This window comes from Dokdonella sp., from assembly GCF_019634775.1.
In the GTDB taxonomy this organism is placed as follows: domain Bacteria; phylum Pseudomonadota; class Gammaproteobacteria; order Xanthomonadales; family Rhodanobacteraceae; genus Dokdonella.
In genome coordinates, this window is sequence record NZ_JAHCAS010000001.1 from 161,621 (window position 1) to 174,241 (window position 12,621).

The window sequence follows — 12,621 nt, forward strand, 5'->3', positions numbered from 1 at the left end:
ACAGTAGGCGCGGTTTTCCGCGTGGGCGCGTCGATCTTGAAGCCATTCGTGTCGTTGTACGGTCTCATCCTCACCGGCGGCCTCGTCGCTGCATGCAGCTCCACCGCCACCGCCCGGCCCGCACCCGACCCGGCCCACGTCGAATTCGCGCGCGAACTGGCCGTCAACGACGGCCTGGTCGAAGCCGACGTGCTTGCCATGCTGGCGAAAGCCAAGGTGCAGCCGGCGATCCTGGAGGCGATCGCGCGCCCGGCCGAGGCCAAGCCGTGGAAGGACTACCGACCGATTTTCCTTACCCGCAAGCGCATCGACGACGGCATCACCTTCTACCGCGCCAACCGCGAACTCATCGAACGTGCCGGGGCGGAGTTCGGCGTCGCCCCCGAAATCGTCGTCGCCATCATCGGCGTCGAGACCAGTTACGGTCAGATCGTTGGCAAATGGCGGGTGCTCGACGCCCTGGTCACGCTCGGCTTCCACTATCCCCCACGTGCGAAGTTCTTCCGTGGCGAGTTGCGCCAGCTGTTCCTGCTCGGCAACGGTCACCTCGCCTATCCGCTCGATGAACTGGTCGGCTCGTATGCCGGCGCGATGGGCTGGGGCCAGTTCATCCCGACCAGCATCGCCAACTGGGCGCGCGACTACGATGGTGATGGCCGTATCGACCTGTGGAACTCGGTGCCGGACATCGTCGGCAGCGTCGCCAACTACTTCGCCGCCCATGGCTGGGAAACCGGCGCGCCGGTGGCCACGCGCACGACGCCGACGGCAGAGGCGCGCCCGCTCGAGCCAAAGGGCCTCGAGCCAGCCTACCCGCTCCAGCAACTCGGGGAATGGGGCTACGCACCAGCCGACGCCGTCGACGATGCCACACGCACTGCAACCCTGCTCGTGCTCGAAGGCGCCGAAGGCGCCGAACACTGGATCACGTTCCGCAACTTCTACGTGATCACGCGTTACAACCGCAGTCCGCTGTACGCGATGGCGGTCTGGCAGTTGTCGCAGGAAATCGCCAAAGGCATTGCCGGACCAGTGCCATGACCGCACTGCGTGCCTGCGCCCTTGCGCTGCTCGCACTCACGCTGGCCGCATGCGTCGCGCGCAAGCCGCGCCCGCAGCCGCCAAGCACATCATCACCGGCAACACCCGCTGCACCGGTCCACGAGACGCAGCTGCCGCAATCGCAGCGCTACCGCAAAACCCGGGACAGCGAACCGGACGGCGTTCGCGTCGATATCGCCAGCCTGGTCGAGCCGGTGCCCAAGCCAGAGCCGCGTTCGCGTTACGGCAACAAATCGCCCTACAGCGTGCTCGGCAAGAGCTATGTCGTGCTGCCCGATGCACGCGGCTACGTCGAACGCGGCATCTCCTCATGGTATGGCGCGAAGTTCCACGGTTACATGACCTCGAGCCTCGAACCCTACGACATGTACCAGTTCAGCGCCGCGCACAAGTCGCTGCCGCTGCCGAGCTGGGCTCGCGTTACCAATCTTGAGAACGGCAAGAGCGTGATCGTGCGCGTCAACGACCGTGGCCCGTTCCATGACAACCGCCTGATCGACCTGTCCTATGCCGCCGCGGTGCGCATCGGCATCTGGCCCAAGGGCACCGGCCTGGTCGAGGTGCGCGCAATCGATCCTGCGCATCCCGAGGCGACGCCGCTGCCGGCACCCCAGCCGGTCGCACCCGGCGAACCGCACATCTACCTGCAGCTCGGCGCGTTCGCCGAGCGTGCCAACGCCGAGCGCATCGAACGCGAGCTGCGCGCACAACGCTTCGGCAATGTGCGTATCGTTACCATCGACGTGGATGGACGCACGATCCATCGCGTGCGTCTCGGTCCGCTCGCCGACATCGACGCCGCCGACACGACAGGCAAGCGCCTCGAACGGCTCGGCTTCGGTACACCGCGCGTGGCGATCGACGACTGATCGGGCGACAATGCCCGCTTCCGGCCAAATGAACCGAGGATCCTTTCCCCAGATGAAGCTGTTCAGCCTTGCCCTCGCCGGCACCACCCTGGTCGCCACCAGCCTCGCCCAGGCACAGGCGCCACAGCCGGTGCCACAGCCGGTCGCGCCTGCCGCCACACCCGCGCCGGCGCCGCCGCCGCCGAATCCACCGGCGAAAAGCTTCGTGCTGATGGACCATGCGACCGGCCAGATCCTCGTCGAGGGCAATGCGGACCTGCGCGTCGAGCCGGCCTCGATCACCAAGATCATGACTTCGTACGTCGTTTCGGCCGAAACCGCGCACGGCAAGATCAGCCTGGACGACATGGTCACGATCAGCGAAAACGCCTGGCGCTCCGGTGGCGCCGGCACCGATGGTTCAACCAGTTTTCTCGCCCTCGGGAGCCAGGTGCCGCTGCGGCAGTTGCTGTACGGCATGATCATCCAGTCCGGCAACGATGCCGCGATCGCGCTGGCCGAACACACCGCTGGTTCCGAGCCGCTGTTCGCCGACCTGATGAACCAGTACGCGCGGCAGCTCGGCATGACCGGCACGCATTACGTCGACGCCAGCGGCCTGCCGAACGAGAACCACTACACGACTGCGCGCGACGTCGCCATCCTGTCGCGCGCACTGATCCGCGACTATCCGGCCGAATACGAGATTTACAAGATCAAGGACTTCGAGTGGAACGGCATCAAGCAGCACAACCGCAACACCCTGCTGTGGCGTGACTCCAGCGTCGATGGCATCAAGACCGGCCACACCCGCGCAGCGGGCTTCTGCCTCGCCACCTCGGCCCTGCGCAACGGCCAGCGCCTGATCGCCGTGGTCATGGGCGCGGACAGCGAGAAGGCGCGCGCCGACGCCAACCAGGAGTTGCTGAACTACGGCTTCCGCTTCTTCGAATCGCACCGCCTCTACGAAGCGGCGAAACCGCTGGCCACACCGGAATTGTGGAAGGGCGAGTCTGACACGGTCGCCGTTGGCGTCGCCGAGGACGTCAACATCGTGCTGCCGCGCGGACGCTATGGCGATCTCAAGGCGCGCATGGACCTGCCCGCGCGGATCATCGCGCCGCTCGCCAAGGGCCAGGCGATCGGTTCCCTGAAAGTCGAGCTCGACGGCAAGGTGCTCGTGGAGCGCCCCATCATCACCCTCGCCGATGCACCCGAAGGCGGCTTCTTCACCCGCCTCGGCCATGGCGTCATGCTCTGGTTCAAGAGTGACGACAGTGCGGCAACCAGCGTGCCGCCGCAGGAGCCGTGATGCGCGACCTCGGCGACCTCGCTGCACGCAATCCCGACCAGGGTTTCCAGTTCCCGGGTGAATTCGAAGTCACCGTGCTCGGCCGTGCCGACGCCGGCCTCGAGGCGAAGCTGCGCGGCGTGCTGGGCAGCCTCGGCCTGCCTGTCACCGAGGGCAGCGTGCGCACCAAACCGTCGAGCGCCGGCAACTACGTGTCGGTGTCGGCCAGCTTCGCCTGTCCCGACCGCGCGCACTACGATGCCGTCCACGCCGCCCTGCGCGCCGACCCGGCGGTGCGCTGGACCTTGTAGGCGTCGTTCACGGGCGAGGCCCACTCCGTGGGAGCGGCTTCAGCCGCGATGGCGCGCGCTGGGTGCAGGCGCCGGCGACGAAGCGGAGCGCCGGCAATGGCTTCCGGCATGGATGCAAAACCCGGACGTTCGCGCGAGGATGCCGTTGTGAATGCCTGTTCCGACCCCCACACCGCGGCGATGACCCGTCCGCTCGTCGTCCGCCGCCTCGGCCGCCAGCCGTACGAACGCGTGCTCGAGGCGATGCGCGCATTCACCGATGCGCGCGATGCCGACACCGTCGACGAGTTCTGGCTGCTCGAACACGACCCCGTGTTCACCCTCGGCCAGGCCGGGCGCAGCGAACACGTGCTCGCGCCGGGCGATATCCCGGTGGTCAAGGTCGAGCGCGGCGGCCAGGTCACCTACCACGGCCCCGGTCAGATCGTCGGCTACCCGCTGCTCGACCTGCGTCGCCTCGGCCTGGGCGTGCGCGAACTGGTCTGCCGCATCGAGCAGGCGATCATCGACGCATTGGCCGACTGGAACATCGTCGCGATGCGCCGTGAAGGCGCGCCCGGTGTCTACGTCGGTGAGGCCAAGGTCGGCGCGCTCGGCCTGCGCGTGCGTCGCGGCTGCACCTTCCACGGCCTCGCCCTCAATGTGGCCATGGACCTCGAACCGTTCCGGCGCATCAACCCTTGTGGGTTCCGCGGCCTCGCCGTGACCCAGGTGCTAGACTTGGGCGGCCCGGGCTCGCTGGCGGCCGTCGAGGATGCCCTCGTCGAGGCGTTCGCCAGGCAGTTCGGTTTCCGGCCGCAGCCGGCCGCTGCGGAACTCCCCATGCGCAGGTGCGATACCGCTACCGGCGCGGTCGACGCCGCATGAACGAGACCCGCACCATCCCGCTGACCGTGGTCGGCGAAAAGCAACTCGGCGAGGACAAGATCGCGCGCAACCGCGCGACCTTCGTCGATGCACCGACCCTGCGCAAGCCATCGTGGATCCGCGTGCGCATCCCGCCGGGCAACGCCGTCGCCCAGCTCAAGTCGAAACTGCGCGAGAACCGCCTCGTCACCGTATGCGAGGAAGCCTCGTGCCCGAACATCCACGAGTGCTTCGGCAAGGGCACGGCCACCTTCATGATCCTCGGCGAGGTCTGCACACGGCGCTGCTCGTTCTGTGACGTCGCCCATGGCCGACCGAAGGCGCCCGATCCGCTCGAGCCGGCCAAGCTCGCCGGCACGATCCGCGACATGCGCCTGCGCTACGTGGTCATCACTTCGGTCGATCGTGACGACCTCGCCGACGGCGGCGCCGCGCATTTCGCCGCCTGCATCCGCGCGGTGCGCTTCGAGAACCCGGGCATCCGCATCGAGATCCTCACTCCGGATTTCCGCGGCAAGGGCCGCATGGAACGCGCCCTTGAGGCACTCGCCGCGCATCCGCCGGACGTGTTCAACCACAACATCGAGACGGTGCCGGAGCTCTATCGCGAAGTGCGGCCCGGCGCCGACTACGCGTGGTCGCTCGACCTGCTGCGCCGCTTCAAGGCGCAACACCCGCACATCCCGACCAAGTCCGGCATCATGCTCGGCCTCGGCGAGAACCTCGACCAGGTTCATCGCACGTTGAACGATCTGCGCCAGCATGATGTCGACATGGTCACGATCGGCCAGTACCTGCAGCCCACCGCACACCATCACCCGGTCCTGCGCTACTGGACGCCCGAGGAGTTCGCCGCCCTCGCCGACCACGGCCACGCGCTCGGCTTCGAGCACGTCGCCTCCGGCCCGATGGTGCGTTCGTCCTACCATGCCGACGAGATGGCCCACGCGGCCGGTTTCGTCGACGTCGCCTGATTCCGTTACCGGCGGGCCGTGCCCGCCCTGATCGACCTGGAGAGTTGCATGCGTCGCATCGTTCTGAGCCTGGCCCTCGTCACCGCTCTCGGTACGGCCGTGGCCAAGCCCGCCGAGACCGCCTCGGCGGTTGCCCTCAAGCCGACCTCCGACCAGGCCGAGGCCGCGATCTGGGCGATGCGCTTCCTGTCGCGCTTCCACTACAAGCCGGTGCCGCTCGACGATGCGATGTCGGAAAAGATCTTCGACGCCTACCTCGATTCGCTCGACGGCGAGCATCTGTTCTTCACCCAGGCCGACATCGACGGCTTCGCCGCGACGCGCGACAAGCTCGACGATGCGATCTACGAGCGCGACCTCGGCGCACCGTTCGCGATGTTCGCGATCTACCAGCAACGCGCTGCCGAACGCCTGACCCATGCGCGCGAGCTGCTGGCCAAACCGTTCGACTTCAGCAAGGACGAAAGCTACGCCTATGACCGCGCGAAGGCGCCCTGGCCGAAGGATCGCGCCGAACTCGACGAACTGTGGCGCCTGCGCGTCAAGAACGACTGGCTGCGCCTGAAGCTCGCCGGCAAGGCCGACAAGGACATCCGCGAGACGCTCGACAAGCGCTATTCGAACTACCTCGACCGCACCCACCAGCTCAACGGCGAAGACGTCTTCCAGACGTTCATGAACGCCTACGCGATGTCCATCGAGCCGCACACCAACTACCTCAGCCCACGTGCCTCGCAGAATTTCGACATCGCCATGCGCCTCTCGCTCGAGGGCATCGGCGCGGTGCTGCAGCGCCAGGACGAATACACCGCGATCCGCGAGATCATTCCGGGTGGACCGGCCGCGATCGACGGCCGCCTCAAGCCCGGCGACCGCGTGCTCGCGGTTGGCCAGGGTACGTCCGGACCGCTGGTGGACGTGATCGGCTGGCGCCTTGACGACGTCGTCGACAAGATCCGCGGTGCCAAGGGTACCGTGGTGCGCCTCGAGATCCTGCCCGAGACGGCGGGTCCCGATGGCAAGCACGAGACACTCACCTTGACCCGCAACAAGGTCAATGTCGAAGAGCAGGCGGCGAAGAAGTCGGTCATCGACGTCAAACAGGGCGACGCCACGCGCCGCGTTGGCGTGATCTCGCTGCCGACCTTCTACCAGGACTTTGACGCACGCCGCCGCGGCGAAGCCAACTACCGCAGCGCCACGCGCGACGTCGAGCGCCTGCTCGGCGAACTGCGCGAGGAGAAGGTCGATGGCGTGATCGTCGACCTGCGCAACAACGGCGGCGGCTCGCTCGACGAAGCCACCGACCTCACCGGCCTGTTCATCGACAAGGGCCCGGTCGTGCAGATCCGCGAGACCGGCGGACGTGTCGAAGTGAAGGCGGACAGCAGGGCAGGATCGGCCTGGAACGGCCCGCTCGCCGTGCTCGTCAATCGTGCCTCAGCCTCGGCTTCGGAGATCTTTGCTGCCGCGATCCAGGACTATGGCCGTGGCATCGTCATCGGTGAGCCGACCTTCGGCAAGGGCACCGTGCAGAACCTGCTCAGCATGGACGACATGGCGCGCAACGAGAAGCAGACCTACGGCAACCTCAAGATGACCGTGCAGCAGTTCTTCCGCATCGATGGCGGCTCGACCCAACTGCGTGGCGTCACTCCTGACATCAACTTCCCGTCGAGCGTCGGCGCCGAGGACTATGGCGAGTCGAGCTACGACAACGCCCTGCCGTGGACCTCGATCGCCAAGGCCGACTACTCCCCGGTTGCCAACCTCAAGCCGCTGGTGCCGATGCTGGTCGCACGCCACGATGCGCGCACCTCGAAGGACACGGGCTGGAGGAACCTCGCCGAGGAGATCGCCGACGCGAAGAAGCTGCGCGAGAAGAAGACGATCTCGCTCAACGAGGATGCGCGGATCAAGGAGCGCAACGAACAGGAGGCCCGGCGCAAGGCGCGCGAGGCGGCGCTGGCCGGCACCGCCATCCCGGCGGAAAACCCGGTGACCAGGGCAACCACCACACCCGAACAGAAGGCAGCCGACGCCGTCACCGAGGGCGAGCACGCCGTCGCCGCCACCGAGGACGACGGCCTGCAGGCGGACGAGCGCAGCATCAGCAGCGACCTCAAGCGCGAGCAGGAGCGCAAGGCACGCCGCGACGTCGTGCTCAACGAAGCGGCCAATATCCTCATCGATCAGGTCGACCTGATCCGCAACGATACCCAACTCGCCGCACGCATCCCGGTGCCGAAGGTCGATGCGACGAATTGAGGAGCATCGCCGCTGAAGGGGCTACGGGGCTCCGCACAGCGGTGATCTTTCGTAGCAACCCGTTCACGGGTGATGCATTCCGACGCGATCGACAACTGCATCGCCCGTAAAGGATGTTCCGATCAATCCCTAAACGGGCTCCGACAAGGGGCTCCGGTAACGCCGCCTCAGGAATTCGAAGTGCGCGCGCAGGCCCTGGGCCTCGCCGCCGCGCGGCCGGCCGGGCTTGTTCGCATCGTTCCAGGCGTACACGTCGAGATGCGTCCAGGCAGTCGCTTCCGGCACGAAGCGTTCGAGGTAGAGCGCGGCGGTGATCGCACCTGCATGGCGCGAGGCGCCGGAATTGGCGAGATCGGCGACATGCGAATCGAGCATGCTCAGGTACGGCCGCCACAGCGGCAGGCGCCACAGCGGATCCTGGGTCGCGCGCGCTGCCTCAAGCATGGCTTCGGCGATCTCGTCGCGGTTGCAGAACAGCGCCGGCAGCTCCGGCCCCAGAGCGACGCGCGCGGCTCCGGTCAAGGTGGCGAAATCGACGACGAGGTCGGGCTTCTGCTCGCCGGCCCAGGCCAGCGCATCGCAGAGTACCAAGCGGCCCTCCGCATCAGTGTTGTCGATCTCGATCATGTAGCCGGCCCGTGTGCGGATCACCTCGCCAGGCCGGAAGGCATCGCCGGAGACCGCGTTCTCGACCGCCGGAATGGCCAGGGTCAAGCGGACCGGCAGTTGTTCCGCCAGGACGAGCCCGGCCAATGCGATCGCGTGCGCGGCGCCGCCCATGTCCTTCTTCATCCAGCGCATGCCATCGGCCGCCTTGAGGTCGAGGCCGCCGGTGTCGAAGCACACGCCCTTGCCGATGATGACGACATGCGGCGCGTCGGCCGGCCCATGCGTCAGCGTGGCGAAACGTGGCTGGCGCTCGGCACTGGCGGCGCGGCCGACCGCGTGGATGGTCGGAAACTGTTCGAGCAGCTCGCCGCCGCTCCATTCCCGATAGGTTGCGCCATACCGCTCGGCGAGGGCGCGCACGGCGCCGGCGAGATCGGCCGGACCCATGTCCTGGGTCGGCGTGTTGACGAGGTCGCGTACCTGATACACCGCCTCGACGAACGGCGCCACCGTGGCGCGCACGTCCGCATCGACGGCCAGGCGTGCCACCGCACGCGTCGGCACGCGGTAGCGCGTGAACCGATATGCGCCCAGTGCCCAGCCAAGTGCGGCCCGGACAGGATCGAGGGCGAGGCCGCGCGCGTCGGGCAGGTAGTCGCCCACCGGCAGCACCTGCGGCAGGCTGGCCAGCGCGTACATGCCGTTGCGCTCGCTGCAGCCAGCCAGCATGACGGTGGTGCCATCGGCCGCGCTGACGGCAAGAAACCTCCCGTCCTCGCCGGAAAAGCCGTTGGCCGTGCACGCTGCACGTGCCGCTTCGCCCAGCTTGGCGACGATGGCATCGAAGCCGATCGCATCGACGGCGATGAGCGGAACCGGATGGTTCGCGGCGGCGACTGGAATCAGGGCATCCATCGATATCCTCGTCAACAGGGTTCAGGTGCGCATGGCGAGCCAGGCGGCCAGTTCACCGAGGTCGTGCACGACCAGGTCGGGTGCCACATCGCCGCTCCACGTCGCCTCGTTGCGGTTGATCCAGACCGTATGCAGGCCGGCGGCGTGCGCGCCCGCCACATCGGTGTGTGGATCGTCGCCGACATGCAGCACCTGTGACGGCGCGAGACCGAGGCGTGCGCAGGCATGGTGAAAGATCGCCGGCGCCGGCTTGGCCACGCCGACGTCACAGGCGGCGACGCTGAAGCGGAAGTGTTCTCCCAGACCGATGCGCTCGAGTTCCGCTGTGCCGTTGCTGATGCTGACCAGCGGCAGGCGTGCGGCCAGGGCGGCGAGTGCCGGCACGGTATCGGCGTAACAGTCGACCTCGTTGCGTGCACGCACGTAGATCGCATAGCTGCGTTCGACCCAGTCCTCGCCGAGCCCGAACGGAGCGAATGCGCGGCGCAGGGTCAGCTTGCGCTGGGCACGGAAGTCGTGGGCGTGCTCTGGATGATCGCGCGCGACCTCGTCGCGCAGGGCGCGCAAGGCCTCGATCGGCCAGGCTGCGGCGACCTCGGGGCAGTGTTCGCGCAGCCACGCATCGACGCTGCGCTCGACGTGCTGCATGACCGGCGCGATCGGCCACAGGGTGTCGTCGAGATCGAGTGAGATCGCGCGGATGTCCATCGCGCCGCCTGCTCAGGGCTTCGGCTTGGACTTGGCGGCGCGCTCGGCTTCGCGGGCAGCCTTCTCCGCCTCGGCACGCGCAAGATTCTCGCGTGCGGCCTGGGTCGACTCGGCGGTCGGGGCGGCACGCATGCGTGATTCGAGCGTGGCTCGCGGTGCCGACATGATCGGATCGCGCGTGCGCGGCATTGCCGCGACGTCGGCCGGCGTCACATCGACGATGGCCGCGTCGATGAAGGCCAGACGCTCGCCGTCGCGCGCATGGATGTCGCCAGCCTCGGCATACGGCACGAGCTGATGGCGGCGCATCGCCGCATGCGCGGTCGGCGAGTCGAGGAACAGCACGAAGTCCTCGATCGCCGCAATGTTCGGTGCGTCGGCACGATGGGTCACGTAGAGCGTGGTGAACAGCGGATAGCTGCCGTCGGCGATGGTCGGCGTGCTGGCCGTGCGCCCCTCGACCGTCATCAACTTCACGCCCTTGTTGGCGTAGCTGCTCGACAATGTCGACAGACCGAGGCCGGCGGGGTCGATCGCAATCGCCTCCTCGAGCTTGCTGGTATTGAGGTAGAGGCGCGGTGCGGCCACCTTCTGCTCGCCACGCTTGTACATCAGGCGACGGAAACTGAACTCGACGCCATCGAGCGGCGCCGCCACGGCATAGAGGTTTATCGCAGCGTCGGCACCACCGAGCTCCTTCCAGTTGTTGATGCGACCGAGGTAGATCTGGCGCAACTGTGCAAGCGTGAGGTTCGAAACCGGGTTGCGCGGGTGGGTGAGTGGCACGATCGCGTCGAGCGCCACCGGCTGGAACACGAGCTCCCGCTCCTCCTCGCGTTTCTCGTGCATCGGCCGCGCCACGCCGGCAATGTCCGCGGTGCCGGCACGCACGCCGTCGATGCCGGAGATCGTGCTGAACGTCTGTACGGTCAGCAGCCCTCTTTTCTCCTTGCGGAACTCGTTGACGAGGTCGTTGGTGAAACCGCGCGCCGAGACGATGTCGCCACGCCAGACGATCGTCGTCGCCGGCACGAAGGCCGTGGGCTTCTTCGCGACGGGCCTGGCAGCAGACCCCTGCGCCAAGGCGGAGCCCGCGATCACGAGCGTGGTTGCTACAAGGAACGTGAACAACGATTGCAAGCGGAAAACATGCATGGATGGATGGAAAAACCGGCTCGAAAACGAAGGCGCAACCTTACCACGCGGCCGGCGTGGCGCAGAGCAGCGGAGTCGGCAACACGAAGGCCCATACCCCTCTCGCCATTTTCGCAGAAGCCCCTTCAGGGGCGATGCTTTTCAGTACGAAAGCGGCAACGAGCATCGCCCGTGAACGGGCTCCTACAGGGGCTCACATTGCGTTCGCCGGGGCTACTGCAGCAGCAGATAGAACGCGCTCTGCCCGCGCACCACGGTCAGTAGAAGCTGGCGCGGACGACGCGCAAGCGCATCGGCGAGATTGTCCGTGTCCTCGACATCGCGCTGGTTGACGCCGACGATGATGTCGCCCGGGCGCAGGCCGCTGCTCCAGGCACGGCTGTCCTGGGCAACGTTCTTCACCGCGATGCCACCGGCCAGGCCACGCCGGCGCTGGTTGGCTGCGAGGTCGGCAAGCTGGACGCCGGCCAGGCGCGGATCGAGATCGGCGCCGCGTGCAGTGTTGACTTGCGCCGCCTTCAGCGCCACCGCCATCGTCAAAGGCTGGCCGTCACGACGCACGCCGAGGGTCAACACGCTGCCGATCGGGCTCAGCCCCTCGATATTGTGCAGGTCCTGGCGCGAGGCAATGGTCTTGCCGTTGACGCTGGTGACGACGTCGCCGGGCCGGAGGCCCGCCTCGGCTGCCGGCGAGCCGTTGCGTACCCGCGTCACCACCGCGCCACGCGCGGTGTCGAGCGCGAGCATGCGCAGCAGTTCCGGGGTGATGTCCTGGGTATCGATGCCGAGCGCGCCGCGCTTGACTTCACCGAAGGCGACCAGCTGGCGCATCACCTCGGCGGCAAGGTCACTCGGGATCGCAAAGCCGATGCCGACGTTGCCGCCCGACGGCGAGAAGATCATCGAGTTGATGCCGACCAGTTCGCCGCGCAGATTGACCAGTGCACCGCCGGAGTTGCCCGGGTTGATCGAGGCATCGGTCTGGATGAAGCTCTGGTAGCCACGGCCGACGCCAGTGCGCTCGAGTGCCGAAACGATGCCCGAAGTCACGGTCTGGCCAAGCCCGAACGGATTGCCGATGGCAACGACGAAGTCGCCGACGCGCAGGTTCCTCGATGCCGCCATGGGCACCGCCTCAAGGCGTTCGGCCGGGATCTGCAGCACGGTCAAGTCGGTGTCCGGATCCGAACCGATCACCTTCGCCTTCAGCGTGCGTTCGTCGTGCAGGGTCACGTCGATGTCGTCGGCCCCCTGCACCACGTGGTTGTTGGTCAGCACGTAGCCCTTGGCCGCATCGACGATGACGCCCGAACCCAGTGACTGCTGCACGCGTTCGCGCGGCACGTTCGGCATGTTGAAGAAATCGAAGAACGGGTCGCGCACCTGCACGCGCGTCTTCGTGTTGATGTTGACCACCGCCGGCGTCACCCGGTCGATCATCGGCGCCAGCGACGGCAGCGGCTGTCCCTCGACGGACTGCGGCAGGCTTGCCTGCACGCCGCTGGCGGCGAGCACAGCGACGGTGGCGACGATGAGCGAGACCAGGGACGGACGCATGCGGGACTCCGGCGGACGGACGGCGTTGTGACCACGGCGGGGCGCGGGGGTTCCGG

Annotated in this window: 11 protein-coding genes; 7 read left to right on the forward strand and 4 right to left on the reverse strand. The window is 67.3% G+C overall.

The annotated features are described in order from the left end of the window. Nucleotides 1-21: 21 nt before the first annotated feature. The 7 genes from mltB (at nucleotide 22) to KF907_RS00725 (ending at nucleotide 7,621) form a co-directional block, all read left to right on the forward strand. Nucleotides 22-1,041, forward strand: a complete 1,020-nt coding sequence (gene mltB / locus KF907_RS00695; protein WP_291217073.1) for a lytic murein transglycosylase B — start codon at nucleotides 22-24, stop codon at nucleotides 1,039-1,041. Further along, complete coding sequence (locus KF907_RS00700; RefSeq protein WP_291217076.1) at nucleotides 1,038-1,931, forward strand: septal ring lytic transglycosylase RlpA family protein; 894 nt, start codon at nucleotides 1,038-1,040, stop codon at nucleotides 1,929-1,931. The genes mltB and KF907_RS00700 overlap by 4 nt, the downstream gene beginning before the upstream one ends. A 52-nt stretch (nucleotides 1,932-1,983) precedes the next feature. Next, complete coding sequence (locus KF907_RS00705; RefSeq protein WP_291217079.1) at nucleotides 1,984-3,222, forward strand: D-alanyl-D-alanine carboxypeptidase family protein; 1,239 nt, start codon at nucleotides 1,984-1,986, stop codon at nucleotides 3,220-3,222. Further along, nucleotides 3,222-3,512, forward strand: a complete 291-nt coding sequence (locus KF907_RS00710) for a DUF493 family protein (protein ID WP_291217081.1) — start codon at nucleotides 3,222-3,224, stop codon at nucleotides 3,510-3,512. The genes KF907_RS00705 and KF907_RS00710 overlap by 1 nt, the downstream gene beginning before the upstream one ends. A gap of 180 nt (nucleotides 3,513-3,692) precedes the next feature. Further along, on the forward strand, nucleotides 3,693-4,379 hold the full coding sequence (lipB, locus tag KF907_RS00715; RefSeq protein WP_291220197.1) for a lipoyl(octanoyl) transferase LipB: 687 nt from the start codon (nucleotides 3,693-3,695) through the stop codon (nucleotides 4,377-4,379). Next, nucleotides 4,376-5,353, forward strand: coding sequence for a lipoyl synthase (lipA, locus tag KF907_RS00720; RefSeq protein ID WP_291217084.1), 978 nt, complete (start codon nucleotides 4,376-4,378; stop codon nucleotides 5,351-5,353). The genes lipB and lipA overlap by 4 nt, the downstream gene beginning before the upstream one ends. 48 nt (nucleotides 5,354-5,401) lie before the next feature. Continuing rightward, on the forward strand, nucleotides 5,402-7,621 hold the full coding sequence (locus KF907_RS00725; RefSeq protein WP_291217086.1) for a carboxy terminal-processing peptidase: 2,220 nt from the start codon (nucleotides 5,402-5,404) through the stop codon (nucleotides 7,619-7,621). Between the two features lie 129 nt (nucleotides 7,622-7,750). On the opposite strand, the gene KF907_RS00730 is transcribed toward KF907_RS00725, so the two are convergent. The 4 genes from KF907_RS00730 to KF907_RS00745 all read right to left on the reverse strand — a co-directional run bounded on the left by KF907_RS00730 (nucleotide 7,751) and on the right by KF907_RS00745 (nucleotide 12,565). Next, nucleotides 7,751-9,145, reverse strand: a complete 1,395-nt coding sequence (locus tag KF907_RS00730; RefSeq protein WP_291217089.1) for a leucyl aminopeptidase family protein — start codon at nucleotides 9,143-9,145, stop codon at nucleotides 7,751-7,753. Between the two features lie 21 nt (nucleotides 9,146-9,166). Beyond that, nucleotides 9,167-9,853, reverse strand: a complete 687-nt coding sequence (locus KF907_RS00735; RefSeq protein ID WP_291217091.1) for an HAD family hydrolase — start codon at nucleotides 9,851-9,853, stop codon at nucleotides 9,167-9,169. 12 nt (nucleotides 9,854-9,865) lie between these two features. Next, complete coding sequence (locus KF907_RS00740) at nucleotides 9,866-10,954, reverse strand: substrate-binding domain-containing protein (protein ID WP_291217094.1); 1,089 nt, start codon at nucleotides 10,952-10,954, stop codon at nucleotides 9,866-9,868. A 267-nt stretch (nucleotides 10,955-11,221) separates the two neighbouring features. Then, nucleotides 11,222-12,565, reverse strand: coding sequence for a Do family serine endopeptidase (locus KF907_RS00745; RefSeq protein WP_291217096.1), 1,344 nt, complete (start codon nucleotides 12,563-12,565; stop codon nucleotides 11,222-11,224). Nucleotides 12,566-12,621 lie beyond the last annotated feature (56 nt).